This is a genomic window from Streptomyces sp. CB02058, assembly GCF_001905505.1.
Classification (GTDB): Bacteria; Actinomycetota; Actinomycetes; order Streptomycetales; family Streptomycetaceae; genus Streptomyces.
The window spans coordinates 326,656-353,574 of sequence record NZ_LIPG01000006.1; the positions used below are offsets into that span (position 1 = coordinate 326,656).

The 26,919-nt window shown below is 72.1% G+C and carries 25 protein-coding genes; 18 read left to right on the forward strand and 7 right to left on the reverse strand.

What is annotated here, in order from left to right:
• Nucleotides 1-6: 6 nt before the first annotated feature.
• On the reverse strand, nt 7-963 hold the full coding sequence (locus AMK10_RS29600) for a GlxA family transcriptional regulator (RefSeq protein ID WP_073751518.1): 957 nt from the start codon (nt 961-963) through the stop codon (nt 7-9).
• 87 nt (nt 964-1,050) lie between these two features.
• On the opposite strand from AMK10_RS29600, the gene argC reads away from it, so the two are divergent.
• From argC to AMK10_RS29625, 5 genes are all read left to right on the forward strand, one after another.
• Complete coding sequence (gene argC / locus AMK10_RS29605) at nt 1,051-2,079, forward strand: N-acetyl-gamma-glutamyl-phosphate reductase (protein WP_073751520.1); 1,029 nt, start codon at nt 1,051-1,053, stop codon at nt 2,077-2,079.
• 88 nt (nt 2,080-2,167) lie between these two features.
• Nucleotides 2,168-3,322, forward strand: a complete 1,155-nt coding sequence (argJ, locus tag AMK10_RS29610; RefSeq protein WP_073751522.1) for a bifunctional glutamate N-acetyltransferase/amino-acid acetyltransferase ArgJ — start codon at nt 2,168-2,170, stop codon at nt 3,320-3,322.
• A complete protein-coding gene (gene argB, locus AMK10_RS29615) occupies nt 3,319-4,245 on the forward strand; it encodes an acetylglutamate kinase (RefSeq protein WP_073751524.1) in 927 nt (308 codons plus the stop codon). The genes argJ and argB overlap by 4 nt, the downstream gene beginning before the upstream one ends.
• Nucleotides 4,242-5,438: an acetylornithine transaminase gene (locus tag AMK10_RS29620; protein ID WP_073751526.1), complete on the forward strand. Its 1,197-nt coding sequence runs from the start codon at nt 4,242-4,244 to the stop codon at nt 5,436-5,438. The genes argB and AMK10_RS29620 overlap by 4 nt, the downstream gene beginning before the upstream one ends.
• Before the next feature lie 25 nt (nt 5,439-5,463).
• A complete protein-coding gene (locus tag AMK10_RS29625) occupies nt 5,464-6,000 on the forward strand; it encodes an arginine repressor (RefSeq protein WP_073751528.1) in 537 nt (178 codons plus the stop codon).
• Between the two features lie 7 nt (nt 6,001-6,007).
• On the opposite strand, the gene AMK10_RS29630 is transcribed toward AMK10_RS29625, so the two are convergent.
• Nucleotides 6,008-6,709: a L,D-transpeptidase family protein gene (locus AMK10_RS29630; protein ID WP_073752011.1), complete on the reverse strand. Its 702-nt coding sequence runs from the start codon at nt 6,707-6,709 to the stop codon at nt 6,008-6,010.
• A gap of 106 nt (nt 6,710-6,815) precedes the next feature.
• On the reverse strand, nt 6,816-8,036 hold the full coding sequence (locus AMK10_RS29635; RefSeq protein WP_073751530.1) for a hypothetical protein: 1,221 nt from the start codon (nt 8,034-8,036) through the stop codon (nt 6,816-6,818).
• 174 nt (nt 8,037-8,210) lie between these two features.
• On the opposite strand from AMK10_RS29635, the gene argH reads away from it, so the two are divergent.
• Together argH and AMK10_RS29645 are read left to right on the forward strand one after the other, a co-directional pair.
• Nucleotides 8,211-9,644, forward strand: a complete 1,434-nt coding sequence (argH, locus tag AMK10_RS29640) for an argininosuccinate lyase (protein ID WP_073751532.1) — start codon at nt 8,211-8,213, stop codon at nt 9,642-9,644.
• 67 nt (nt 9,645-9,711) lie between these two features.
• Nucleotides 9,712-10,683 carry an aldo/keto reductase gene (locus AMK10_RS29645; protein WP_073751534.1) on the forward strand — a complete coding sequence of 324 codons (972 nt, stop codon included), beginning with the start codon at nt 9,712-9,714 and terminating at the stop codon, nt 10,681-10,683.
• 20 nt (nt 10,684-10,703) lie between these two features.
• On the opposite strand, the gene AMK10_RS29650 is transcribed toward AMK10_RS29645, so the two are convergent.
• A complete protein-coding gene (locus AMK10_RS29650) occupies nt 10,704-11,204 on the reverse strand; it encodes a hypothetical protein (RefSeq protein WP_073751536.1) in 501 nt (166 codons plus the stop codon).
• Nucleotides 11,205-11,324: 120 nt separating this feature from the next.
• On the opposite strand from AMK10_RS29650, the gene AMK10_RS29655 reads away from it, so the two are divergent.
• The gene (locus AMK10_RS29655; protein ID WP_073751538.1) at nt 11,325-11,876 is read left to right on the forward strand and encodes a TetR/AcrR family transcriptional regulator; all 552 of its coding nucleotides are present in this window, start codon (nt 11,325-11,327) and stop codon (nt 11,874-11,876) included.
• The gene (locus AMK10_RS29660) at nt 11,873-13,420 is read left to right on the forward strand and encodes an MFS transporter (protein ID WP_073751540.1); all 1,548 of its coding nucleotides are present in this window, start codon (nt 11,873-11,875) and stop codon (nt 13,418-13,420) included. The genes AMK10_RS29655 and AMK10_RS29660 overlap by 4 nt, the downstream gene beginning before the upstream one ends.
• A gap of 176 nt (nt 13,421-13,596) precedes the next feature.
• Here AMK10_RS29660 and AMK10_RS29665 read toward each other — a convergent pair whose 3' ends face one another.
• A complete protein-coding gene (locus AMK10_RS29665; RefSeq protein WP_073751542.1) occupies nt 13,597-14,268 on the reverse strand; it encodes a lysophospholipid acyltransferase family protein in 672 nt (223 codons plus the stop codon).
• Nucleotides 14,269-14,500: 232 nt separating this feature from the next.
• Here AMK10_RS29665 and AMK10_RS29670 point away from each other — a divergent pair, with 232 nt between their 5' ends.
• From AMK10_RS29670 to AMK10_RS29680, 3 genes are all read left to right on the forward strand, one after another.
• Nucleotides 14,501-15,658: a glycerophosphodiester phosphodiesterase gene (locus tag AMK10_RS29670; protein ID WP_073751544.1), complete on the forward strand. Its 1,158-nt coding sequence runs from the start codon at nt 14,501-14,503 to the stop codon at nt 15,656-15,658.
• A 307-nt stretch (nt 15,659-15,965) separates the two neighbouring features.
• Nucleotides 15,966-16,460 carry a sigma-70 family RNA polymerase sigma factor gene (locus AMK10_RS29675; protein ID WP_382567028.1) on the forward strand — a complete coding sequence of 165 codons (495 nt, stop codon included), beginning with the start codon at nt 15,966-15,968 and terminating at the stop codon, nt 16,458-16,460.
• Between the two features lie 37 nt (nt 16,461-16,497).
• On the forward strand, nt 16,498-17,001 hold the full coding sequence (locus AMK10_RS29680; RefSeq protein ID WP_073751547.1) for a GNAT family N-acetyltransferase: 504 nt from the start codon (nt 16,498-16,500) through the stop codon (nt 16,999-17,001).
• A gap of 22 nt (nt 17,002-17,023) precedes the next feature.
• Here the strand turns inward: AMK10_RS29680 and AMK10_RS29685 are convergent, their stop codons facing one another.
• Entirely contained in the window at nt 17,024-17,461 is a 438-nt protein-coding gene (locus tag AMK10_RS29685) for a hypothetical protein (protein ID WP_073751549.1), read from the reverse strand.
• 2 nt (nt 17,462-17,463) lie between these two features.
• Nucleotides 17,464-17,823 (reverse strand): hypothetical protein, encoded by a 360-nt coding sequence (locus tag AMK10_RS29690; RefSeq protein ID WP_073751551.1) that lies wholly within the window; start codon nt 17,821-17,823, stop codon nt 17,464-17,466.
• 595 nt (nt 17,824-18,418) lie between these two features.
• On the opposite strand from AMK10_RS29690, the gene AMK10_RS29695 reads away from it, so the two are divergent.
• From AMK10_RS29695 to cobT, 6 genes are all read left to right on the forward strand, one after another.
• On the forward strand, nt 18,419-19,480 hold the full coding sequence (locus tag AMK10_RS29695) for a methionine ABC transporter ATP-binding protein (protein WP_073751553.1): 1,062 nt from the start codon (nt 18,419-18,421) through the stop codon (nt 19,478-19,480).
• Entirely contained in the window at nt 19,477-20,148 is a 672-nt protein-coding gene (locus tag AMK10_RS29700) for a methionine ABC transporter permease (RefSeq protein ID WP_073751555.1), read from the forward strand. Before AMK10_RS29695 ends, AMK10_RS29700 begins: the two co-directional genes overlap by 4 nt.
• Before the next feature lie 73 nt (nt 20,149-20,221).
• Nucleotides 20,222-21,088 carry a MetQ/NlpA family ABC transporter substrate-binding protein gene (locus AMK10_RS29705; RefSeq protein ID WP_073752015.1) on the forward strand — a complete coding sequence of 289 codons (867 nt, stop codon included), beginning with the start codon at nt 20,222-20,224 and terminating at the stop codon, nt 21,086-21,088.
• A 101-nt stretch (nt 21,089-21,189) separates the two neighbouring features.
• On the forward strand, nt 21,190-21,876 hold the full coding sequence (locus AMK10_RS29710) for a GNAT family N-acetyltransferase (protein ID WP_073751557.1): 687 nt from the start codon (nt 21,190-21,192) through the stop codon (nt 21,874-21,876).
• A 120-nt stretch (nt 21,877-21,996) separates the two neighbouring features.
• Complete coding sequence (cbiE, locus tag AMK10_RS29715) at nt 21,997-23,232, forward strand: precorrin-6y C5,15-methyltransferase (decarboxylating) subunit CbiE (RefSeq protein WP_073751559.1); 1,236 nt, start codon at nt 21,997-21,999, stop codon at nt 23,230-23,232.
• 332 nt (nt 23,233-23,564) lie between these two features.
• A complete protein-coding gene (gene cobT, locus AMK10_RS29720) occupies nt 23,565-26,873 on the forward strand; it encodes a nicotinate-nucleotide--dimethylbenzimidazole phosphoribosyltransferase (protein WP_073751561.1) in 3,309 nt (1,102 codons plus the stop codon).
• Nucleotides 26,874-26,919 lie beyond the last annotated feature (46 nt).

A 26,919-nucleotide genomic window follows, 5' to 3' on the forward strand; every position in this document is an offset into this window, starting at 1 on the left:
GGCGGGCTACCCGCCCTCGGTGAAGGTGCGCCGGTACTCGCTCGGAGTGGTGCCGAGGATGCGGTGGAAGTGCAGCCGCAGATTCGTCCCCGTGCCGAGACCCGTCTCGGCCGCGATCTGCTCGATGCTCCGCTCCGAGCGTTCGAGCAGCTCCCTGGCCATGTCGATCCGGGCGCGCATGACCCACTGCATCGGCGTGTACCCGGTGTCCTCGACGAAGCGCCGCGAGAACGTGCGCGGCGACACCGCCGCGTGGCGGGCGAGCGCTTCGAGGGTGAGTGTCCCGCCGAGCCGGTGCAGCGCCCACTCCCGCGTGGCGGCGAACCGCTCGCCCAGCGGTTCGGGCACGCTGCGCGGCACGTACTGCGCCTGCCCGCCGCTGCGGTAGGGGGCCGCCACCAGGCGCCTGGCCGCGTGGTTCGACGCGGCCACTCCGAGATCGCCGCGCAGGATGTGCAGGCAGAGGTCGATGCCCGACGCGGCACCGGCCGACGTCAGCACGCTGCCCTCGTCCACGAACAGGACGTTCTCGTCGACCTGGACGAGCGGATGCTTCGCGGCGAGCGCCCGTGTGTAGTGCCAGTGCGTCGTGGCGCGCCTGCCGTCGAGCAGGCCCGTGGCGGCGAGCGCGAAGGCGCCCGTCGAGATCGCGGCGAGCCGCGCGCCCCGGTCGTGGGCGCCGACCAGCGCGTCGACGACGGCCCGCGGCGGGTCCTCGCGGTCAGGGAACCGGTAACCGGGGACGAAGACGATGTCGGCCCACTCGAGTGCCTGGAGGCCGTGGGCGACGGAGTACGACAGGCCGTCGCCACCGGTCACGGGACCGGGCCGCGCGCCGCACACCCGCACCTCGTACGGCATGCTCGCGCGCGTGGTGAAGACCTGTGCGGGAATACCGACATCGAGCGGCTTCGCACCTTCGAGCACGAGGACCGCTACGCGATGCGGGGATGAGGCCGGCACAGGGAAGAGGGTACGCGGATACCCGCACGGCTTTGCATAAAACTGCAATGGTGCGTATAGTCATGCCATCGACGAGGAGGATTTCCGATGGTGGTACGTGCGGCAGTGGCAGGAGCGAGCGGATACGCCGGCGGAGAACTGCTCCGTCTGCTCCTCACCCACCCCCAGGTGGAGATCGGAGCCCTCACCGCCCACTCCAACGCGGGGGAGCGGCTCGGCGCCCTGCAGCCGCACCTGAGGCCGCTCGCCGACCGGGTGCTCCAGCCGACCACGGCCGAGGTGCTCGGGGGACACGACGTCGTCTTCCTGGCCCTTCCCCACGGGCAGTCCGCCGCCGTCGCCGAGCAGCTCGGCGACGAGGTGCTGGTCGTCGACATGGGCGCCGACTTCCGGCTGAAGGACGCCGCCGACTGGGAGAAGTTCTACGGCTCCGAGCACGCCGGTACCTGGCCCTACGGTCTGCCCGAGCTTCCCGGTGCCCGCGCGGCCCTGGAGGGGACCAAGCGCATCGCCGTTCCCGGCTGCTACCCGACCGCCGTCTCGCTGGCGCTCTTCCCGGCGTACGCCGCCGGTCTCGCCGAGGCCGAGGCCGTCGTCGTCGCCGCGTCCGGCACCTCCGGCGCGGGCAAGGCGGCCAAGCCGCACCTGCTCGGCTCCGAGGTCATGGGCAACATGACCCCGTACGGCGTCGGTGGGGTCCACCGCCACACCCCCGAGATGATCCAGAACCTCGGCGCCGCCGCCGGCGAGCCCGTCTCCGTGTCCTTCACCCCGACCCTCGCCCCCATGCCCCGCGGCATCCTCGCCACGTGCAGCGCGAAGGCGAAGCCGGGCGTGAGCGCCGAGTCCCTCCGGGCGGTCTACGAGAAGGCGTTCGCCGACGAGCCCTTCGTCGACCTGCTGCCCGAGGGCCAGTGGCCCTCCACCGCGGCCGTGTACGGGTCCAACGCCGTGCAGGTCCAGGTGGCCCACGACGAGGCGGCCGGGCGGATCGTCGTGATCAGCGCCATCGACAACCTCGCCAAGGGCACCGCGGGGGGCGCCCTGCAGAGCATGAACATCGCCCTCGGGCTTCCCGAGGACACAGGTCTTTCCACGATCGGCGTCGCCCCGTGAGCGACGCACACGCAGCCGTTCGGCTGCGGGCCACGACGAAAGCCGCGCCGCTGCGCTGCGTGGGCGGAGAAGCGAACGAGGAGATGCAGTGAGCGTCACGGCAGCCAAGGGATTCACGGCGGCGGGCATCGCCGCCGGAATCAAGGAGAGCGGTAACCCGGACCTGGCCCTCGTGGTCAACGACGGCCCCCGCCGCGCCGCGGCCGGCGTCTTCACCTCCAACCGCGTCAAGGCCGCGCCCGTCCTCTGGTCGGAGCAGGTCCTCAAGGGCGGCGAAGTGACCGCCGTCGTCCTCAACTCCGGTGGCGCCAACGCCTGTACGGGCCCCCAGGGCTTCCAGGACACCCACGCCACCGCCGAGAAGGCCGCCGAGGTCCTCGGCGGCCACAGCGCGGGGGAGATCGCGGTCGCCTCGACCGGTCTCATCGGCGTACTCCTGCCCATGGACAAGCTCCTGCCCGGCATCGAGAAGGCGGCAGAGGCCCTCAGCGAGCACGGCGGCGAGAAGGCCGCCATCGCGATCAAGACCACCGACACCGTCCACAAGACCGCCGTCGCGAGCGGCGACGGCTGGACCGTCGGCGGCATGGCCAAGGGCGCGGGCATGCTCGCCCCCGGCCTCGCCACCATGCTGGTCGTCCTCACCACCGACGCCGACGTCGAGGCACCCGCCCTCGACGCCGCGCTGCGCGCCGCGACCCGCACCACCTTCGACCGGGTCGACTCCGACGGCTGCATGTCGACCAACGACACCGTGCTCCTGCTCGCCTCGGGGGCGAGCGGAACCACCCCCGCGCAGGCCGACTTCGAGCAGGCGGTGCAGAGCGTCTGCGCCGACCTCGCCCGGCAGCTCATCGGCGACGCCGAGGGCGCGTCCAAGGACATCCGGATCGAGGTGGTCAACGCGGCGACCGAGGCGGACGCCGTCGAGGTCGGCCGGAGCATCGCCCGCAACAACCTCCTCAAGTGCGCCATCCACGGTGAGGACCCCAACTGGGGCCGGGTGCTCTCCGCGATCGGCACGACGAAGGCCGCCTTCGAGCCCGACCTGCTGAACGTCGCCATCAACGACGTCTGGGTGTGCAAGAACGGCAGCGTCGGCGAGGACCGCGACCTGGTCGACATGCGCTACCGGGAGGTCCGGATCACCGCGGACCTCGCCGCGGGCGACGAGTCGGCCGTGATCTGGGCCAACGACCTCACCGCCGAGTACGTCCACGAGAACAGCGCGTACAGCTCATGAGCGCCGCGAGGAAGCACACCGCGCTGCCCAAGGCGCAGATCCTCATCGAGGCGCTGCCCTGGCTCACCCGGCACAACGGCAAGACCGTCGTCATCAAGTTCGGCGGCAACGCCATGATCGACGAGGAGCTGAAGGCCGCCTTCGCCCAGGACGTCGTCTTCCTGCGGCACGCCGGCCTCAAGCCCGTCGTCGTGCACGGCGGCGGCCCGCAGATCAGCGCCCAGCTCGACAAGCAGGGCCTGGTCAGTGAGTTCAAGGCCGGACTGCGGGTCACCACGCCCGAGGCCATGGACGTCGTACGCATGGTGCTGGCCGGACAGGTACAGCGCGAGCTCGTCGGTCTGCTGAACCAGCACGGTCCGCTCGCCGTCGGTATGACGGGCGAGGACGCGCACACGATCACCGCCGTGCAGCACCGCCCGGTGATCGACGGTGAGGCCGTCGACATCGGCAGGGTCGGTGAGATCACCGCCATAGACACCGGTGCCATCCAGGCGCTGCTGGACGACGGACGGATCCCGGTGATCTCGTCCATCGCCCGCTCCTCCGAGGACAACCACGTCTACAACGTCAACGCCGACACGGCCGCCGCGGCCCTCGCCGCGGCGCTGGGCGCCGAGACGCTGATGGTCCTGACCGACGTCGAGGGCCTCTACGAGGACTGGCCCAACAGCGACGACGTCATCAGCCGCCTCACCGCCACCGAGCTGGAGAAGCTGCTGCCCGATCTCTCCAGCGGCATGGTGCCCAAGATGCAGGGCTGCCTCCACGCCGTACGCAACGGCGTCGAGACCGCCCGTGTCATCGACGGCCGGGTCCAGCACTCGATCCTGCTGGAGATCTTCACCGACGAGGGAATCGGCACGATGGTCGTGCCGGACGCGACATCCGCCGCACAGCCGGAAGCAGAGGGGGAGTCATGAACAACGAGGAGATCACACAGCGCTGGCAGGGTGCGCTGATGGACAACTACGGCACCCCGCAGCTGCCTCTGGTGCGCGGCGAGGGCGCCCGGGTGTGGGACGCGGACGGCACCGAGTACCTCGACTTCGTCGGCGGTATCGCGGTCAACGCGCTCGGCCACGCCCACCCCGCGGTGGTCGAGGCCGTGTCCCGGCAGATCGCCTCCCTCGGCCATGTCTCCAACCTCTTCACCGCCCAGCCGCCGATCGAGCTCGCCGAACGGCTCCTCCAGCTCTTCGGCCGGAAGGGCAGGGTCTACTTCTGCAACTCCGGCGCCGAGGCCAACGAGGCCGCCTTCAAGATCGGCCGGCTCACCGGGCGCACGCACATGGTCGCCACCCACGGCGGCTTCCACGGCCGGACGATGGGCAGCCTCGCCCTGACCGGCCAGCAGGCCAAGCGCACCCCGTTCCTGCCGCTGCCCGGCGACGTCACCCACGTGCCGTACGGCGACATCGAGGCGCTCCGGGCCGCCGTGACGACCGACACCGCACTGCTGATCATCGAGCCGGTGCAGGGCGAGATCGGCGTCGTCGTACCGCCCAAGGGCTATCTGGAGGCGGCCAGGGAGATCACCCGGGCCACCGGGACGCTGCTCGTCCTGGACGAGGTGCAGACCGGGATCGGCCGCTGCGGCACCTGGTTCGAGTACCAGGCCCACCAGGGGGTCGAACCCGACCTGGTCACGCTCGCCAAGGGCCTCGGCGGCGGACTGCCGATCGGCGCCACCGTCGCGTTCGGTGAAGCCGCCGAACTGCTGAAGCCCGGGCAGCACGGCACGACGTTCGGCGGCAACCCCGTCGCGTGCGCCGCCGGTCTCGCGGTGCTGGACACCCTCGCCGCCGACGGCGCCCTGGACGACGTGAAGCGGCTCGGCGAGCGGATCAGGGAGGGCGTGGAGGGCCTCGGCCATCCGTTGGTCTCCCACGTACGCGGCTCCGGACTGCTGCTGGGTATCGTGCTCACCGGGCCCCTCGCACCCCAGGTGCAGCAGGCGGCTCAGGGAGCCGGTCTCCTGGTGAACGCGCCCGCCCCCGACGTCGTACGGCTCATGCCGCCGCTGATCATCGGTGACGCCGAGGTGGACGCGTTCCTGCGGATTCTGCCGGGAGCTCTCGACGCGGCTTACGGGGACGGACGATCCGGGGAGTGACGATCCGGAGAATGAGGCGACGACGATGACCGAGGCGCAGGACACGGACCACGGCGGGCCGTCGGTGCCGCAGACCCGCACCGCACGCCACCGCAGGATCGTGGACATCCTGAACCGGCAGCCGGTGCGCTCGCAGAGCCAGTTGGCCAGGCTCCTGTCCGACGACGGGCTGAGCGTCACCCAGGCGACGCTCTCGCGCGACCTGGACGAGCTCGGCGCGGTGAAGATCCGCAACACCGGCGGTGAGCTGATCTACGCCGTGCCGAGCGAGGGCGGATTCCGCACCCCGCAGGCGCCGCTGGGCGGCTCGGCCAAGGAGGAGCGGATGCGCAGGCTCTCGGCCGAGCTGCTCATCTCGGCGGAGGCCTCGGCCAACCTCGTGGTGCTGCGCACGCCTCCGGGCGCCGCGCAGTTCCTCGCCTCGGCCATCGACCAGGCCGAACTCCAGGCGATCCTGGGCACGATCGCGGGTGACGACACACTGATGCTGATCAGCCGCGACCCGAACGGCGGTCAGGCGCTGGCCGACCATCTGCTGCGGCTGGCCCAGAACGACCGCTGACGGGTCCTCAGTAGCGGACGATCGCGGTCGGTCCGGACTCCGTACCGACCGCGATGTGCGGGCGGCGCGCCGGATCGGCCCAGGCCAGGATCCGGTCCATCGCGGCCGCCGGCACGGACACACAGCCGGCGGTCGCGCCCTTTCCGTCGACGTGGAGGAAGATCCCGGCGCCCCTGCCCCGCACCGGCCGGTGGTAGTTGAAGCCGATGACGAGCGCGCGGGCGTACTGGGTGGCGTAGGCGACGAGGTGCTCGGACTCCTCCGCGCGGCAGTCGGAGGGCCTCGGCTCCACCCAGCGGTTGTAGGCCGTGGACGCGTTGTCCTGGCACCACCACGAGTCCTCACCGATCCGCCGGTACGGGTAGCGGGCCCCCTTCGGGGCCTGACCGGTCCCGAAGGCGTACGGAAGGCCGTAGAGCCCGGTGGGCGTGGTGTTCGTGCCCTGTTCACGGGTCGCGCCCTCGGCCAGCCCGTTCGCCCCGAAGCGGGCGGGTGCCGAACCCGCCGCCACCCAGCCGTCCCCGCGCCGGTCCCACCAGGTCACCGTGCCCGTCGTGGAGCCCGTGCCGGGAGCCTCGGCGGTGATCAGCTGCGTACCGCCGCCGGTGTCGGCCAGCCGCTCCGGAAGGGGCGGCGGCTCCGCGGGCCGGGCGGCGAGCGAACCGGCCAGGGCGAGCAGGACCGAGGCGGTCACCAGGAGTCTGCGCATGCTCCGGACCGTACGGCGCACGGCGGCCCGCCCCCACCGCGCCTGCTCCGTACGGCCCAGCGCCCCACCCCGCCGGGGCGCGAGGGCACCGCGGGCGCCCGACATCTCACAGCCCGGAGTGGCCTCGCTCCCGGGCGAGGAGCTGGGCATCCAGCAGCAGCCGTGCCGCCTTCCTGGTGGCCGGAAGCCGGTCCGGTGCGAGCCGCGCACGCAGCCGGCCCTCGTCGAGCCCCGCCGCGTACGGCCGCAGGGCGCGTGCCGCGGCCCGGACCACCGCGGGCACCGGGTCGTCGAGCAGCGGCTCCACCCGCTCGGACCGGACGGCGTCCAGCGCGCGCAGTCCGGACACGGCGTGGGCCCGCACGGCGGCCAGGGGATGGGCCGTGAGAGCCGACAGCGTGTCCGCCTCCGGAGGTCCGCCGCATTCGCCGAGTCCGGCAGCCGCCGGAGGGCGGGCCGCCGGTTCGGCGCACATGGACCGGTACAGCGGGAGGGGATCGATGCCTGCCTGTCGCAGGACGTACCGGGCACAGGCCCGGACCATGGCCGACCGGTCGGCGAGGTGGGGGACGGCCTTCTCGTGCCGTCCGGTCCGCCGCAGGCCGGTCACACCCGCCGACCTGACCATGGCCGACCGGGCGGACAGCAGCGGCACCACCACCTCCTCGTGATCGCCGCCGTCCGTCCTGGCGAGGGCGGCCTCCGCGCACAGGATCTGGAGCCGTACGTCGTCCGTCGCGCCGACCGCCGTTCGGGCGAGCTCCGCCGCGGTCAGCAGCCGCCGGTCGATCGCCAGGCCATGGCCGAACCGGCGCACCTCACGGTCCCCACTGGTCAGCAGTGCCCTGACATCCGCGTCAGGTCCCTTGCGCAGTGCACCTTCCAGCAAGGTGAAGGCGAAGCCGCCCCGGTCGCGCCGGCGCAGGAACAGGATGAGGCCGGACAGGGCGATCAGCTCGGTTCCGGGGACGTCCGCGAGGAGGGCCTGCGCCCGGTCGCGGACCGGCCCCGCCCAGTCGGCGCAGCGGATGGCCAGCAGGGGCCGCAGCTGCCGGGACCCGGCTGCCCGCTCCAGGGCCGCCGAGCGCACCCTGCCGTTGGGGTGGCACAGGGCCAGCGCGATCACGGGCTCCACCACGGGGGACGGCGGACCGGGCGGGAGGCTCCTGAGCCGGTGACGCGTCGGCAGCGAGTCGGCGATCCGAAAACCCGGGGTCCGCACCTCCGCGTCCAGGGCCACCCAGGACGCGGGATCGGTGGTGTCCAGTGCGGAGCCCAGCGGTGTCCCCCGGGCCAGGCGTTCGGCCGCCCCGAGTCCCTCGTCCATGCGTCCCCCTGCGATCCGTGCGCGGACTGCCGATCGTAGGCCCGGCCCCCTCCCGGGCCCACCGGATTTCACCGCCCCGACCAGCAACTTTGACAAGGCATGCATACCACTGCATAGTTATGCCATCACGCCGTGAGGCGGACGTACATCCCTTGCACCCCCGAGGAGCACGCAGTGAGCAACGGCACCGGAAACAGCGACGTACGCCTCTGGGGTGGCCGTTTCGCCGATGGTCCGGCCGAGGCGCTGGCCAAGCTGTCCGCGTCCGTCCACTTCGACTGGCGGCTCGCGCCGTACGACATCGCGGGCTCCCGCGCCCACGCGCGCGTCCTCACCAAGGCGGGGCTGCTGACCGACGACGAGCTGGCCCGCATGATCGAAGGGCTGGACTCGCTCGAAGCGGCGGTCGCCGACGGCTCGTTCACCGGCACCATCGCCGACGAGGACGTCCACACCGCCCTGGAGCGCGGTCTCCTGGAGCGGCTCGGTCCCGACCTCGGCGGCAAGCTGCGGGCCGGCCGGTCCCGCAACGACCAGGTCGCCACGCTCTTCCGGATGTACCTGCGCGACCACGCCCGGATCATCGGCGGGCTGATCGCCGAGCTCCAGGACGCGCTGGTCGGCCTCGCCGAGGCGCACCCCGGTGTGGCCATGCCCGGGCGCACGCACCTCCAGCACGCCCAGCCCGTCCTCTTCGCCCACCACATCCTCGCGCACGTGCAGCCCCTGGCCCGGGACGCCGAGCGGCTGCGGCAGTGGGACGAGCGGACCGCGGTGTCCCCGTACGGCTCCGGCGCACTGGCCGGCTCCTCCCTCGGGCTGGACCCGGAGGCGGTCGCGGCGGACCTCGGCTTCGAGCGCGGCTCCGTCGCCAACTCGATCGACGGCACCGCCTCCCGTGACTTCGTCGCCGAGTTCGCCTTCATCACCGCGATGATCGGGGTCAACCTCTCCCGCATCGCCGAGGAGATCATCATCTGGAACACGAAGGAGTTCTCCTTCGTCACCCTCCACGACGCCTTCTCCACCGGCTCCTCGATCATGCCGCAGAAGAAGAACCCGGACATCGCCGAGCTGGCGCGCGGCAAGGCCGGCCGCCTCATCGGCAACCTCACCGGGCTGATGGCGACCCTGAAGGCCCTCCCGCTCGCGTACAACCGCGATCTCCAGGAGGACAAGGAGCCGGTCTTCGACGCCTGCGACCAGCTGGAGATACTGCTCCCCGCCTTCACCGGCATGATGGCCACGCTCACGGTCAACCGGGAGCGCATGGAGGAGCTGGCCCCGGCCGGCTTCTCGCTCGCCACGGACATCGCCGAGTGGCTGGTCAAGCAGGGCGTCCCCTTCCGGGTGGCGCACGAGGTCGCGGGCGAGTGCGTGAAGGTGTGCGAGCAGCAGGGCATCGAGCTCGACGAGCTGACGGACGAGCAGTTCGCGAAGATCTCCGAGCACCTCACCCCCGAGGTACGCACGGTCCTCAACGTGCCCGGCGCGCTCGCCTCCCGTGACGGCCGGGGCGGGACCGCCCCCTCCGCCGTCGCCGTCCAGCTGGCCGAGGTGAAGGCCGACCTGGTGACGCAGCACGCCTGGGCGACCGCGCGCGGATGATTCACGGGCATCGCGGGCTACGTTGACGGGAAGGCGTTTCGGAACGACCGACCCAGAGGAGCCCGCGATGCCCTTCGCCCGCCTGAACCGAGCGACCACCCCGACCTCCCACATCGGGCTCGGCCTGGCCGCCGTCGGCAGGCCCGGCTACATCACCCCGCACCGTGACCGCGACCTGCCGGGCGACCGCAGCGTCGACGCGCTGCGGGCCCGTACCCATGAACTCCTGGACGCCGCCTACGCGCAGGGCGTCCGCTACTTCGACGCGGCCCGCTCCTACGGCCGCTCCGAGGAGTTCCTCGCCGAGTGGCTCACCGCCCGCCCCGATGTGACGGACGTGGTCATCGGCAGCAAATGGGGCTACACCTACACCGCCGACTGGAGCACCGACGCCGAGACCCACGAGGTGAAGGACCACAGCCTCGCCTCGTTCGAACGCCAGCGCACCGAGACCGCCGGACTGCTCGGTGAGCGGCTCGACCTCTACCAGATCCACTCGGTGACCCCGGACAGCCCGGCGCTGAGCGACAAGGAACTGCACGCGCGGCTCGCCGGGCTCGCCGCCTCCGGCACCACGGTCGGGTTCTCCGTCAGCGGTCCCGGCCAGGCCGACGCCATCAGGGCGGCCCTGGCGGTGACCGTGGACGGCGAGCCCCTCTTCCGTACCGTCCAGGCCACCTACAACGCCCTGGAGACCTCCGCCGCGTCCGCGCTCGCCGAGGCCCACGACGCGGGGCTCACCGTGATCGTCAAGGAGGTCATGGCCAACGGCCGGCTCGCCGGGACCGAGGCGCCCGCCGCCGTACAGGAGATCGGCGCAGACGCGGGGCTGGACGCGGACGCCGTCGCCCTGGCGCTCGCGCTCCACCAGCCGTGGGCCGGAGTCGTCCTCTCCGGCGCGGCCACGGTCACCCAGCTGGCGGCCAACCTGCACGCCCCGCTCCTCGACCTGGACCCCGGCCGCCTCGACCGGCTGGCCTCGCTGGTGGAGGAGCCGGAGGCGTACTGGCGCCACCGCGCGTCACTTCCCTGGAGCTGAGGGCCGAGCCGGACCCAACCTCACGCCCAGTCGGCGAGCGCCTCGAAGTCCGCCCGCGCCAGCCCCACCCAGGGGTCGATCCGCCGCAGCAGGGCCCGCCCCGGGTGGTGCGCGGCCACCCAGGCCCTGTCGGGCTCCTTGATCTCGTCGTCGACCCAGGCGAACGGCCTCCCGTCGGCGTACTGGACGACGTACCGCGTCTTCCAGTACGTCCCGTCGGTCATGACCGCGTGCATCGCGGGCCAGTCGATGTACGGCAACCGCGGCAGCCCGAGACGGGGGCCGACCCACTCGTTGGCCTCGTCCTTCCAGGTGGTCGCCCAGACGAGTTCGTACCGGCCGGCCAGCGCCAGCAGCGCCTCGCCGTGGCCGGGGCTGAGCAGGACGGGCAGCGGCGTCCCCACCGTCCATCCCGTCGGCCGCATCCGGTGGAGCAGATAGCCCTCCGGGGGAGTGGTGCGGGCCAGGGCCGCGTAGGGGTTGAGCGGACCGTTGATGTCGATCAGCAGCAGCGGCTTCATTCCCTGATGGTGCCCGGTGGACCACGCCCCGCACCGCTGTGGGGTGCCCGGTGCCCCGGGTGGAGGCCGCATCACCCGGCCGGTGGGACGTCGCTGTCTCATTTGATCTATTGTCGTCTCATGACTCTTGATCGTGAGCAGGTGCTGCGCAGCGCCGCCGCACTGCTGACCCGTAAATCCACGGCGACCATGGACGAGGTCGCCCGGGCCGCGGGCATCGGCCGTGCCACCCTGCACCGGCACTTCGCCGGGCGGGACGCCCTCGTGGGCGCGCTGGAGAACCTCGGGATCCAGGAGTTCGAAGCAGCCCTGGACGCCGCCGGGCTCGACGAGGGCAGCGCCGAGGACGGGCTGCGGCGGCTGATCACGGCCGTCGAGCCGAGCGCGGGACTGCTGTCCTTCCTCGTCACGGAGAACCAGCTCTTCGAGGGCGACGACGTCAACGAGGGCTGGAGCCGTCTCGACGCGCGGGTGTCGGCGTTCTTCCGGCGCGGCCAGGAGGGCGGCGAGTTCCGGATCGACCTCACCCCGGCCTGGCTGACCGAGGCACTGTACGGCCTGATCAGCAGCTGCGCGTGGTCCGTGCAGACGGGGCGGGTCGCCGCGCAGGACTTCCCCTACATGGTCGTCGAGTTGCTGCTCGGCGGAGCACGCCGGAGCGTGGAGAAATGAGCAGCACCGATCAGCGGGCAGGCATCACGGGCGACACCCACTACCAGGGGCGGTGGATCGCCCTCGCCGTCCTCGTCCTGGCCGTGCTGCTGGTCGCCGTCGACGCCACCGTCCTCGGACTGGCGACCCCGTTCCTCAGCGAGGATCTCGAACCGACCGGCACCCAGCTGCTCTGGATCGGCGACGTCTACTCCTTCGTGATCGCCGGACTCCTCGTCTCGATGGGCAGTCTCGGCGACCGCATCGGCCGTAAGAAGCTGCTGCTGACCGGCGCCACCGCCTTCGGCGCCGTGTCCGTGCTCAACGCCTACGCCACCAGCCCCGAGATGATGATCGTGGCCCGGGCGCTGCTCGGTGTCGCGGGCGCCACCCTGATGCCGTCCACCCTCGCCCTGATCCGCAACCTCTTCCACGACCCGCGCGAGCGCAGCCTCGCCGTCGGCATCTGGGGCGCGATGGCCTCGGCGGGCGCGGCGGTCGGACCGGTCGTGGGAGGGCTCCTGCTGGAGCACTTCTGGTGGGGTTCGGTCTTCCTGATCAACCTGCCGGTGATGGCCGTCCTGGTGGTCGTCGGCATCAAGATGATCCCCGAGTCGAAGAACCCGGCGCCCGGCCCCTGGGACCTGCCGAGCGTGGGGCTCTCCCTGGTCGGCATGATCGGCGTCGTGTACGCCATCAAGGAGGCCGCCTCACACGGTGTGAGCTGGGTGAACGTCGTGGCGGCCGTCGGCGGGATCCTGGCCCTCACCTGGTTCGTGCGCCGTCAGCTCAAGCTCCCCGCGCCCCTGCTGGACATGCGGCTCTTCCACCACCGGGGCTTCTCCGGCGCGGTCCTCGCCGACCTGCTGACCATCCTGGGCCTCTCCGGGATCGTCTTCTTCCTCTCCCAGTTCCTGCAACTGGTCCAAGGGCGCGGTCCGCTCGAGGCCGGTCTCGCCGAACTGCCCGCGGCGGTCGGCGCGGTGACCGCCGGTCTCCTGGCGGGACGGGTGGCCCGCCGCTACTCCGTACGCTCCGTCGTCGCCCTCGGGCTCGGAGCGATCGGCGTGTCGCTCGCCGTGGTCACGGTGATCCACAAGGAGACCGGCTACCCCCTGATCGGGGTGCTGCTCCTGGTGGTGGGTGTCGGCGCGGGCTTCGCCTTCACCGTCACCTCCGACGTCATCCTCTCCAGCGTCCCGAAGGAACAGGCCGGCTCGGCGTCGGCGGTCTCCGAGACGGCGTACGAACTCGGCGCGGCCCTCGGCATCGCGCTGCTCGGGTCCGTCGTCACGGGGGTCTACAAGGGATTCGGCATCCCCGAGGGCACCCCGGCCGCTGCCGCCGCTGCCGCCCACGAGTCGCTCGGCGGCGCCGTGGAGACGGCCGAGCACCTGCCGGCGGAGCTGGGCGACAGCCTCGTCGTCGCGGCCCAGGAGGCCTTCGTCAACGGACTGCGGGTGTCGGCCGCGGTCGGCGCGGTCGTCCTGCTCGCGACCGCCGTGGCCGCGTGGTTCCTGCTGCGCGACCAGAAGCTGGAGGACGGCATCGTCGCGGACGAGTGAGCCGGCATCCGGACGGGCGAACGGCCCCGTACGGCCCGGACACCCGGACGGACGCGGGGCCCGACGCCCGGACAGGGGAACGGCCCCGGACGCCCGGATCGATGAGCGGCCCTACGCCCGGACGGACGAGTGGCCCGGCGCGAACCCGCGCCGGGCCACCGCGACACCCGTCCGGCTCAGGCGGCCTTGGCCTTCGTGGCGTACATGTCGACGTACTCCTGGCCCGACAGCCGCATCACCTCGGTCATCACCGAGTCGGTCACCGCCCGCAGCACATAGCGGTCGCGGTCCATGCCCTCGTAGCGCGAGAACTCCATCGGCTCGCCGAAGCGGACCGTGACCTTGCCCGGGCGGGGCAGTCCGGCGCCGCCCGGCTGCAGCTTGTCCGTGCCGATCATCGCGAACGGGACCACCGGCGCGCCGGTCATCAGGGTCAGTCGCGCGATGCCCGTACGGCCCCGGTAGAGCCGGCCGTCGGGGGAGCGGGTGCCCTCGGGGTAGATGGCGAAGGCCTGTCCCTCCTCCAGCACCCGGCGGCCGGTCATGAGCGCCGCGACGCCTCCGCGTCCGCCGTCCCGGTCCACCGGGATCATGCCGCAGCCCGTGAAGAACCAGGCCATGAGCCGGCCCTTGAGCCCCTTGCCGGTGACGTACTCGTCCTTGCCGATGTAGAACACCGGCCGGTCGCAGCAGATCGGCATGATCATCGAGTCGATGAACGTCAGATGGTTGCCCGCGAGGATCACCGGCCCGTCACCCGGGATGTTCTCGGCGCCCTCCACCTGTGGCCGGAAGAGCAGGCGCAGGATCGGTCCGAGCACTGCCTTGATGACCGTGAGTCGGGACAACGCTTCCTCCGGTGTCGTGGCCGGGCGGCCGGTGCGGGTATTCACGAGGGTCTGTGCAGGTGAGGACGATACTCGCGGGTACCGCCTCCACGCACATCGGGTTCACCGAGCCGATACGCAGTGTTGACGTGTGTTTCCGCCATGTTCGTCCACGGGCCGCCCCACCGATGGCGTAGCTGCCTACGATCAAGCCTCCCCAGAAGGTGCCGGACATCACATGCGAGGAGCATTCATGACAGAGCGCGCGCAGACTGCACCCGGACGGCGGACCCTCCTCGGGGCGGCCGTCCTCGGTACGGCGGCCCTCGGACTGTCCGGAACGGCGCACGCCGCCATGCCCGGCACCACGCGGGGCGGTGGCCACGGCTCCTACCGGGACCTGCCCGTCCCCACCGTCATAGGCCACCGCGGCGCCAGCGGCTACCGCCCCGAGCACACCCTCGGCTCCTACCAGCTGGCCCTGGACATGGGTGCGCACATCGTCGAGCAGGACCTCGTGCCGACCAAGGACGGCCACCTCGTCTGCCGCCACGAGAACGACATCACCGGCACCACGGACGTCGCCGAGCACCCTGAGTTCGCGAACCGCAAGGCCACCAAGCAGGTCGACGGGGTGTCGCTCACCGGCTGGTTCACCGAGGACTTCACCCTCGCCGAGCTCAAGACCCTCCGGGCGAAGGAGCGCATCCCCGGCACCCGCCAGGAGAACACGCTGTACGACGGGCGCTGGGAGATCCCCACCTTCGAAGAGGTCCTGCGCTGGGCCGAGGAGCAGGGGCGCAGGAGGGGCAAGCCCGTCTGGCTCTACGTCGAGACCAAGCACCCCTCCTACTTCCGGGGACTCGGGCTCGGCCTGGAGGAGCCGCTCGCCCGTCTGCTGCGCCGCCACGGCCGGCACCGCGCGGACTCCCCGCTGATCCTCCAGTCCTTCGAGCCCACCTCCGTGCAGCGGCTGTCGAAGCTCGTCGCGACCCCCCGGGTGGTCCTGCTGTCCGGGCCGAAGGAGCGGCCCTGGGACTTCGTGGAGGCCGGTGATCCCCGTACCGTCGCCGATCTGGTGAAGCCCGCCGGGCTGAAGTGGATCGCCTCGTTCGCCCAGGGCATCGGCCCCACGCTCGACCTGGTGATCCCCAAGGACGCGGCGGGCAGGCTGACCACCCCCACGACCCTGGTGGCCGACGCGCACGCCCGGGGCCTGATCCTGCACCCCTACACACTGCGCAACGAGAACTCCTTCCTGCCGGCGGACTTCCGGCGCGGCACGGACCCGAACGCGTACGGCGACGCGTTCGGCGCCCTCCGGGCGTACTTCGAGGCGGGCATCGACGGGGTGTTCTCCGACAACCCGGACACCGCCCTGCTCGCCGCGGCCGACTTCGCCAAGGACTGACGACGTCAGCCTCCCGGCCCACGTGCCCCGGACGGGTGGAGCTCTCCGCGTGCGGCAACCGGCCGCGCGCGGGGAGCGTTGACGGGACATGACTCTTCTTGATCATGCTCCAGGGGCATCGAACGGGGTCCCGGCCGGGGTGTCCACAGAGGCTCTCGCCCAGGTTCCGGCCAGGGCGTCCGCGGAGGTTCCCGCCGGGGTGTCCGCGGAGGCCCCGGCCCAGGTCCCGGCCGGGGTGTCCTCCTTACCCTCGGCCGGTACATCCGCCGAGGCGGCGGGCGACGGTGGGCGGGCAGTCGTCCACGCCCTGCACGCGCTCGTGCGCGCTGAGGCGAGGGCCGAGGCCCAGGCCGCCGGTGTCGAGGCGGCGGACCTGGAGCAGGCGGTGTGGCTGCGGCTGCTGGAACGCCGGACCGGGCCCGGCATGCCCGACGACCCCGCCCGCTGGGTCCGCGCGGCCGTACGGGCCGAGGCGCGCACCGCCCGCCGCAGGGCCCGGCGCGAGCGCGCCTACACCGGGGGCGAGTCCCCGGCCGACTGGAGCGGCTGCCCCGAGCGCATCGCCTTCGGGGCCGACGAACGCCGGGCGCTGCGCACCGCGGTGGGCCGGCTGCCGGGCAGGTGCCCGCGTCTGCTGGAGGCGATGCTGGCCCCCCACGATCCGACCTACCGTGAGATCGCAGGGGAGTTGGGTATGTCACAGGGCAGTTTGGGCCCTATGCGTTCCCGATGCCTGGGATGTCTGCGCAGAATGCTCGCGGCGGAGGTTGTAGCTCCTGAACTGCGGGGAAAGGAGCGGTAGACAACCGGCGGACCAGGTGAGCGGGAGGCATGCACACATGGGCATGAGCGTGACCATCTCGGCGGCGACAGCGCAGGACGTCGAGCAGATCTTCAGACTCCAGTACCTCTGCTTCCAGAGCGAGGCGGAGCTCTACGGCAACTACCGGATCGATCCACTCGTCCAGACACTCGATTCCGTCCGCGACGAAGTCGCCGCGGATCTGGTGTTCGTGGCCCGGCTCGGCGAGGAAGTCGTCGGTTCCGTACGCGGCTTCACCGATGAGGACGGCGCGGGACGGATCGGGAAACTCTGCGTCCACCCCCGGCTCCGCAACCACGGTCTCGGCACCCGGCTGCTGCGGGCCGTCGAATCGGGTCTGGCGGACGGGCGTTCGGCCACCCGCTTCCGGCTGCACACCGGCGAGCGCAGCGAGGGAAACCTGCGGCTCTACCGCAAGGCCGGTTACGCCCTGGTCGGCAACGCCACCGGAGGCGACGGCGTCAGGCTGGTGCTGCTGGAGAAGGAGGCCACCGCGCCGGCGTACGTGGCCAGTGCCTGAACCGCTCCTGTGAGGCCCGGTGTCACGCGGTCCGCGCGCGGCGCAGCCACATCATCCCGGTGACCGGAAGGATCACCGGGATGAACAGGTAGCCCATGCCGAATCCCGACCACACCGTGCTGTCCGGGAACGCGGACGGCTCCACCAGCGTCCAGGTGCCGACGATCAGCACACCCGCGAGCTCGGCGGCGCAGCACATCAGCGCCGCCCTGCGCGCCTTCTCCCCGCCGCGCACCAGCGAGTAGGTGATGAAGCCGTATACGACCGCGGCGAGGGCCGAGAGCACGTACGCGAGCGGCGCCTTCTCGAAGTCCAGGATCATCTCGACGATCGAGCGGGACGCGGCGGCCACGGTGAACACGCCGTAGAACCACACCAGTACCCGGCCGGGCCCGGTGCCGAGCTCGAACTGCCGCTTCTGCTGCGGGGCAGGCGTGTCCGTGCGGTCGGTGTCGCTCATGGTCAGTTTCCCCAGATGTCGTAGAGCCGCACTTCGAGGACGGCGAGCACGACCGCGCCGGCCGCCACCGTCACCGAACCCCAGCGGGTCCGTTCCGACAGCGAGAGGAAGCCCGCCGCGGGAACGGCCGCGAAGGCGCCGATCAGATAGGCGATGAAGATCGTCATGCCCTGTTCCGGCCGCTCACCCCGCGCGAGCTGCACGATTCCCACGAACAGCTGCGCCAGCGCCAGGACGGAGACGACCGCCATCCCGATGAAATGCCAGTCCTTCGTGGGCTGGTCCCGGTAGGCGGCGAGTCCGCACCAGGCGGCGAGGGCGAGCGCGGTCACGGCGACCGCGACCGTCAGGGCGTCAAGCATGAGCCGAGGGTATTACGGACGGCGGGAGCCGCCGCGTGCGGGCCCGGCGGCGGGGCGGGCCGGGCGGCGGCGGGAGAGCGGTGGGGCGGCCCCCGGGATCGTGGCCTTTGCCACAGCGTGCCCACAGCGTGATCGCCCGGCCTCCTGACGCACAGGCCGGATGTACCCGGCGTTCACGCAGGTCGGAGCCGCATCCTCCGGTATTCCGGCACGCGCCGCACACCCTCCGGTCCGTCCGCTATCCGGACACCTCGGCTCGGCGGAACGTTACGTCTGTTTTACTTGGCCCATGACCACGACGAGCTACCGCAGCCCTGCGACCGAGGCGATCACCGCGCCCGGTGCTCGTTGTATGTGTCGAATGCGCGCCTTCTGAGGGCCCCCGCCTGAGCCTCGCGCCCCGAAGCGAGACCGAGCCCGGTGCCGTCCGCATCCAGCGGACCGAGCCCGCCCGGCTCCCTGCCCTTCCCGGCCGTCCGCCGGTCCGGGCCCATGCCGAGACTCCCACCGGTCGACCACTGAGAACAGTCTCAACAGACGAATGCCCCGTGCCCGGCGGACACCGCGCCGTGCACTCGACAGTGACGGAAACCCTGTGATCACCACTTCGGGCCTCACGAAGGTCTACCAGTCACGCGGCCGTGAGGTCACCGCCCTGGACGGCGTGAACCTGCACGTCCGCGAGGGCGAGGTCTACGGCGTCATCGGACAGAGCGGCGCCGGCAAGTCCTCCCTCATCCGCTGCGTCAACCTCCTCGAACGCCCCACGTCGGGCACCGTGACCGTCGCCGGCCAGGACCTCACCGCCCTCGCCGGCCGCGGCCGGCGCGCGGGCAAGGAGCTCCGCCAGGCACGCAGCCGTATCGGCATGGTCTTCCAGCACTTCAACCTGCTGGACTCGCGCACCGTCCGGAACAACGTCGAGCTGCCCCTGGAGATCCTCGGGGTCTCCGGCCAGGCGCGCACCCGCAAGGCCCTGGAGCTCCTCGACCTCGTCGGCCTCGCCGACAAGGCGAAGGCCTACCCCGGGCAGCTCTCCGGAGGCCAGAAGCAGCGCGTCGGCATCGCCCGCGCCCTGGCGGGCGACCCCAAGGTGCTGCTCTCGGACGAGGCGACCTCCGCGCTCGACCCCGAGACGACCCGCTCCATCCTCCAGCTCCTGCGCGACCTCAACCAGGAACTCGGCCTCACCGTCCTGCTCATCACGCACGAGATGGACGTCGTCAAGACCGTCTGCGACTCCGCCGCGCTGATGAAGAAGGGCCGCGTCGTCGAGGCGGGCACGGTCGGCGAGCTGCTGGCCACCCCCGGCTCCGAGCTGGCCCACACGCTGTTCCCCGTCGGTGGCTCCCCCTCCGCCCCCGACCGCACCGTCGTCGACGTCACCTTCCACGGCGAGGCCGCCGCCCGCCCGGTGATCTCGCAGCTCTCCCGGACGTACAACATCGACATCTCGATCCTGGGCGCCGCGATGGACACCGTCGGCGGCAGGCAGATCGGCCGCATGCGCATCGAGCTGCCCGGCCACTTCGACGAGAACGTCGTCCCGATCGGCTTCCTGCGCGAGCAGGGCCTCCAGGCCGAAGTCGTGAACGGCGACACCGCCGCCGTACCCGCCCAGACCCCCGCACCGCTCACCAAGGAGGTGGCGAAGTGACCTGGTCCGAAATGCAGCCACTGCTCACGCAGGGAACCATCGACACCCTCTACATGGTGCTCTGGTCCACGCTCGTCACCGTCGCGGGCGGCCTGCCGCTCGGCATCCTGCTCGTCCTCACCGACAAGGGCGGACTGCTGCAGAACACCGTGGTGAACAAGGTCATCGGCGTGATCGTGAACATCGGCCGCTCGCTGCCGTTCATCATCCTGCTGATCGCCCTGATCCCCTTCACCACCTGGGTCGTCGGCACCTTCATCGGCCCCTCCGCGATGATCGTCCCGCTCGCCGTGGGCGCCATCCCCTTCTTCGCGCGCCTCGTCGAGACGGCGGTGCGCGAGGTCGACCACGGGCTCGTCGAGGCCGTCCAGTCGATGGGCGGATCGATCCCCACGATCGTCCGCAAGGTCCTGCTGCCGCAGGCCCTGCCCTCCCTGGTCTCCGGCGTCACCACCACCGTCATCGTCCTCATCGGCTACTCCGCCATGGCCGGCGCGGTCGGCGGCGAAGGGCTGGGCTCCAAGGCGATCACGTACGGATTCCAGCGCTTCGACGACCAGTTCATGCTCATCACCGTCGTGCTGCTGATCGTCATCGTGACCGTGGTCCAGCTCATCGGCGACGGCGCCGTGCGGCTGCTGGCCCGCCGGGGCCGGACCGCCTCCTGAACCTCATCTCCCCATGAAGCCCGAACTCCTTGTCCGGGCGCACCACCATCACCACCGGAAAGAGGCACTCTTCGTGCGTAAGAACATCAAGATCACCGCTGCCGCAGCCGCCACCGCCGCTCTGGCCTTCGGGCTCAGCGCCTGCGGAACCGACTCCGACCCGGCCTCCAAGAGCGAGTCCGGTGCGAGCGCGGACAGCTCCAAGGCGCTCGTCGTCGCCGCGTCCCCGACGCCGCACGCCGACATCCTGAACTTCGTCAAGGACAACCTGGCGGAGAAGGCGGGCCTCAAGCTCGAGGTGAAGGAGTTCACGGACTACGTCCTGCCGAACACCGCCACCGAGAACGGCCAGGTCGACGCCAACTTCTTCCAGCACAAGCCCTACCTGGACGACTTCAACAAGAAGAACAACACCCACATCGTCCCGGTGGTGAACGTCCACCTGGAGCCCCTCGGCCTCTACTCCAAGACGGTCAAGGACCTCAAGGACATCAAGGCCGGCCAGACCATCGCCGTCCCGAACGACACCACCAACGAGGGCCGCGCGCTCCAGCTGCTCGCCGACAACGGGCTGATCACCGTCAAGGACGGCGTCGGCACCAACGCCAAGCTCAGCGACATCACGGACAAGAAGGGCCTGGAGTTCAAGGAGATCGAGGCCGCGACCGTGCCCCGTGCCCTGGACGACGTCGACGCCGCCGTCATCAACGGCAACTACGCGATCGAGGCCGACCTCCAGCCGGCCACGGACTCCCTCGCCCTGGAGAGCGCCGACAGCAACCCGTACGCCAACCTCCTCGCCGTCAAGGAGGGCAACGAGAAGGACGCCCGCGTCCAGAAGCTCGTGAAGCTCCTGAACTCCGACGAGGTCAAGAAGTTCATCGAGGACACCTACAAGGGTTCGATCATCCCCGCCTTCGGTGAGCCCGCCAAGTCCTGACCCCCGGGCGCCACTTGCCCCGCGAGCCCCGCACACCCCCTCCGGGTGTGCGGGGCTCCGCCGTGCCGACCCGGCCATGCACATCATCGGCCCGATGCTGCATGCTGTGTCTTCACACGGTCTTCGGCATGGAGCTGCGCATGACTCTCACCTTCCCGTCCATCTCCATCAGCACGGACAGGTTGGTGCTGCGCCCCTTCGACATGGCCGACGTGCCGTCGTACATCGAGATGATGAACGACGAGCTGGTCACGGCCTGGACCGACGCCCCTCACCCCTACACCCAGGTCGACGCCGAACGCTGGGTCCGCAGGATCGCCCCGGCCGAGCGCACCCAGGGCGGCGGGATCGTCTTCGCCGTGACCGAGTTCCTCACCCAGCGGCTCGTCGGCTCCGTACGGCTCCTCAACACCGACCGGCGCACCCTGGCCACCGAGGTCCGCTACATCACCGCCCCCTGGGCTCGCGGTGAGGGATACGCCACCGAGGCCGTGCTGGCAGTCGCCGAGTGGCTCTTCCGCGACCAGGGCTTCGAGCGCATCGAGCTGCGCACCCCCGCGGGCAACACCGCCTCCCAGCAGGTCGCCCAGAAGCTCGGCTGCATCAGCGAGGGCGTCCTGCGCAACGCCCGCATAGCCCGCACCCGGACCGAGAACGGCACCGACGGCGGCTGGACCGACATCAGGACCGATCTCATCGTGTGGGGGCTCCTGCCCGAGGACCTGGAGGGCGTCGCCGAGCAGCTGGCCGACGCGGGAGGCTACGGCACGTACAACGACTGGAACTGACGCCCTTCCCGGGCCCGGGGAGCCCCTGGCAGGGCGGTGGTACGGACCGGATACGCTCACCCTTGCTCCGCGCACCCCCGCGGGGACCCCGCCTGCTCACACCTCAGGAGACTGACGACGATGGCCGACCGGGTCACGGTGATCGGCTGGGACGGCTCGCCACTGACCAGAGCGGCCACGGCCGCGCTCTCGGCCGCCACGCTCGTCGCGGGCGCCGCCCACCACCTCGCGCTGCCCGAAGTCCCAGAGGACGCGGAGCGCATCCGCCTCGGCAGCGTCGACCTGGCCGCCCGCAGGATCGCCGGACACCGCGGCAGCGCCGTGGTCCTCGCCGACGGCGACCCCGGCTTCTTCGGCGTCGTACGCACCCTGCGCGCCCCCGAACACGGCCTGGAGGTCGAGGTCGTCCCCGCCGTCTCCTCGGTCGCCACCGCCTTCGCCCGCGCCGGAATGCCGTGGGACGACGCCGAGATCGTCGTCGCCCACCCGCGCACCCTGCGCCGCGCGGTCAACGTCATCCGCGCCCACCACAAGGTGGCGGTCCTCACCTCGCCGGGCGCCGGCCCCGCCGAACTGGCCCTGCTCCTCGAAGGCGTCCACCGCACCTTCGTGATCTGCGAGGAACTCGGCACCGTACGCGAACGCGTCACCGTCCTCACCTCCGACAAGACCGCCGACCACACCTGGCGCGACCCCAACGTGGTCATCGTCGTCGGCAGCGGCCCCGAGGCCACCGCGAACGGCGCCTGGATCGCGGGGCGCCGCCCCGCGAACCCGGAGGGCGTCAGGGGCTGGGCCCTGCCCGCCTCGTCCTACGGCCCCGCCCGTGAGGGCGCGGTGGAGGGCGGCGAGGGCGAGTCGCCCGGGCTCCGCGCCGCCCAGCTGGCCCGCCTCGGCCCGCGTACCGGCGACCTGGTCTGGGACATCGGCTGCGGCAGCGGAGCACTCGCCGTGGAAGCGGCCCGCTTCGGCGCGGCGGTCCTGGCGGTGGACAGCGACCCCGACGCCTGCGCGCGCACGGCTGCCGCCGCCCGCACCTTCCAGGTCGCCGTCCAGGTCGTCCGCGGCACCGCCCCGCACGTCCTGGAGAGCCTGCCCGAACCCGATGTCGTACGGATCGGGGGCGGCGGTGTCAGGGTCGCCACCGCGGTCGCCGACCGGCGGCCGGAACGTATCGTCACCCATGCCTCGAACCGTGACGAGGCGGAGGCGCTGGGCGCGGCCCTCGCCGAGAACGGCTACACGGTCGAGTGCGCGCTGCTCCAGTCCGTCGAACTGGACACCGCCGCCTGGGCGGAGCGCGAACGCTCCGTCGTGTTCCTGCTCTCCGCGGTGCGTTCCGACCTCGCCCCCTGAGCCGCCCGCGCCGAGGCGCGAGGTAGGCTGACCGATTGTTGTACCGCGCCCGGCTGTTCGACGCTTCGTTCGTCAATGTCCGGAAAAGTGGACCGTTTTGGTCCGCGATGTGGTACGGCGCAACCGGGGGACGCGCAACGTGGCGCAGTCCACAGCGAGCCGAGGCGGAACTGTCCGCCGCGGTGGCGAACGGCCGCGAGAATGTATAGCTCCGCGCGCGTTTCGTGCCGCGCGGGGGGCCCGCTCGTTCTTGTTGACGAGCGCCGGCGTGCCGTGGTTCGGGCATCCCGGGCGAAGGGCGAAGGAGCACTGACGATGGGCGAGGGGTACGCATGACTGACACCGGCCAGATCCCGGGCGAGGGACTGCCGGAGAACGCAGGCATGGTGGAGCAGCCGGGCGTCCCCGCCCCGGACGCCTACACCTACCTCGAACCCTCCGAGCACGCCCCCGAGGACGACGACCTCCTGCTGATGCCCGCGCCCCAGGGCGCGTGGAGCGACGCGCCGGTCGCCCCCGCGGGCCAGCACGAGCCGTACCCCGCACACGCGTCCGTGCAGGTCCCGGCGGCCGCCGCGCCTTCCCGCCGCCCGTTGCACCGTGGCCCTTCGTCCACCGAGGCGCCCTCCTACGGGGGGACGCCGACCGGGGGAGTGGTCCGCTCGCTCGCGGACCGCGGCCCGGCCGGCGCACCGCAGACGCCCATGCCCGCGCGGCACGCGGGACCGCCGACGACGGGTCCCGAGTACTTCGACCTCCCGGCGGACGACGCGGCACGGCTTCCCGGACCGCAGCTGGGCGAGATCCCGCCCCAGGGCGCACCCGCGTGGGGCGCGCCGGCGCCCGAGCCGGTGGCCGTCCCCGAGGCGCCGGTGACGCCCGAGCCCGTTGCCGCGGCCGAGCCGGTGGCGGAGCCTGTCTCCACGCCCGAGCAGACCGTGGTTCCCGAGCCGGTCGCGGTGCCCGAGCAGGCGGCGGTTCCCGAGCAGGCCGCCGCTGCGGAGGCGGTCGCCGCCCCCGCCCCGGCCGAGCCCGTGGTGCCCGTCGAGGCGGTGGTGCCGGCTCCCGCTCCCGCCGAACCTGTCGCTCCGGTGGAAGCCGTCGCCTCTGCCGCACCTGCCGCTCCCGCAGAAACGGTCGCCCCGGACCCCGCTCCCGCAGAAACGGTCGCCCCCGACGCCGCTCCCGTGGAAGCCGTGGTGGAGACGGCCGATGTGCCTCCCCCGGCGGCCGTGGCCGAGGTCCCGGCGCAGGCCCAGCAGGCCGCCCCTGCCGAGGTGCCCGCCGAGGTGCCCGCCGCTCCGGTCGTGGACGCGCAGGTGGACGCGGCCTTCGCCCAGGCCCCGCACACCGGTCAGTTCCTGCCGGCCGAGGGTTCCGTACCGACGACTCCGCACCTCGCGCCGACCCCGCCGGCCGGGACACCGATCGCCCCCGTGGCCGAGCCCGAGCAGGCCGCCGAGGTCCCGGCGCCGCCCGTGGCCGCCGTGGCGGAGCCGGTGGCACCGGTGCCGGCCGAGCCCGTACAGGCGGTGCCCGAGGCCGTGGAGGCGCCGGAGCCGGCCGCCGTCCAGCAGCCGGAGCCCGCCCCCGTGGCCCAGGCCGAGCCCCAGCTCCCCGCGGAGCCCGAGCCCGGCCCGGAGATCATCGAGACCCCGGAAGCGGAGATCCCGCAGGCACAGATCCAGCTGCCCGAGGCCGCCCAGCCCGAGGCAGCCCAGCCCGAGGCCGGGCAGGCGGAGGCCATGGCCGAGGCACCGCAGGCCGACGCTCCGGCCGACACCGACACCGACACCGACACCGATGCCGATGCCGAGGTCGCCCCGCTCGCCGAGGCCCCCGAGGCGGCGGCCCCCGCCGAGACCGCTGAACCCGCCGATTCCGTGGAGTCCGAGCCGATCCCCGCCGGCCCGCCCGCCCCCGGTTACGACGACGCCGAGCGTGAGGCCGTCCTCCGGGTCATGCGCGAGCGGCGCGACATCCGCAACGGCTTCCGCAGCGACCCCATCCCGCACGAGGTCCTCCTCCGTGTCCTCGAAGCCGCGCACACCGCGCCGAGCGTCGGCCACTCGCAGCCGTGGGACTTCGTCGTCATCCGGTCCGCGGAGACCCGCCGCTCGATGCACGAACTGGCCCAGCGTCAGCGCGAGGCGTACGCCAAGTCGCTGCCCAAGGCGCGGGCCAAGCAGTTCAAGGAACTGAAGATCGAGGCCATCCTCGACACCCCGGTGAACATCGTCGTCACCGCCGACCCCACCCGCGGCGGCCGTCACACCCTCGGCCGGCACACCCAGCCGCAGATGGCGCCGTACTCCTCGGCACTCGCCGTGGAGAACCTGTGGCTCGCCGCCCGCGCCGAGGGCCTCGGCGTCGGCTGGGTCAGCTTCTTCGACGAGCGGGAGATGGTCCGCGCGCTCGGCCTGCCCGAGCACCTCGAAGTCGTCGCCTACCTCTGCGTCGGTTACGTCGACGAGTTCCCCGAGGAGCCCGAGCTGATGCAGGCGGGCTGGTCCAAGCGCCGCCCGCTGTCCTGGGTCGTCCACGAGGAGACGTACGGCCGCCGCGCCCTGCCCGGCGAGGAGCCGCACAATCTGCTCCAGGAGACCATCTCCAACATCCGCCCCCTGGACGCCAAGGCGCTCGGCGAGGCGTGGGAGCGCCAGAAGCGGATGACGAAGCCCGCCGGTGCGCTCGGCATGCTGGAGATCATCTCCGCGCAGCTGTCCGGACTGTCCCGGCTCTGCCCGCCGCCGATCCCGGAGCCCGCGGCCGTGGCGATCTTCGCCGGTGACCACGGGGTGCACGCCCAGGGCGTCACCGCGTGGCCGCAGGAGGTCACCGGCCAGATGGTCGCCAACTTCCTCGGTGGCGGCGCCGTCTGCAACGCCTTCGCCGCCCAGGTCGGCGCCGAGGTCTGCGTCGTCGACGTCGGCGTGGCCACCGAGCTCCCCGCCACCCCCGGCCTGCTGCCGAGGAAGGTCCGTCCCGGTACGGCCGACTTCACCACGGGCCCCGCGCTCACCCGCGAGGAGGTGCTCGCGGCGATCGAGGTCGGCATCGAGACCGCCCGCGACCTGGTGGCGGCCGGCAACAAGGGCCTGCTCACCGGCGAGATGGGCATCGCCAACACCACCGCGTCCGCCGCGCTGATCTGCGTCTACACCGGGCTGGACCCGGCGGAGGTGACCGGTCGTGGCACCGGCATCAACGACGAGATGCACGCTCGCAAGGTCGATGTGGTCCGCCGTGCCCTGGACCTCCACCAGCCCGACCCCACCGACCCGATCGGGGTGCTGGCCGCGGTCGGCGGCCTGGAGCACGCCGCGATGGCGGGCTTCCTGCTGGGCGGCGCCTCACTCCGTACGCCGGTGATCCTGGACGGCGTGAGTGCGGGCGCGGCGGCCCTGGTCGCCCGGGCGATCGCCCCCGAGGCGCTCGCCGCGTGCATCGCGGGCCACCGCAGCGCCGAACCCGGCCATGTCGCCGCCCTCAACAAGCTGGGCCTGCGCCCCCTGGTCGACCTGGACCTCCGGCTCGGCGAGGGCACCGGCGCCCTGCTCGCGCTGCCCATCGTGCAGAGCGCGGCCCGCGCGATGCACGAGGTGGCGACCTTCGACTCGGCAGGCGTCACCGAGAAGTAGCGACCGCTGTGCCCGGACGCGCCCACCGGCGGGTCCGGGCACACCG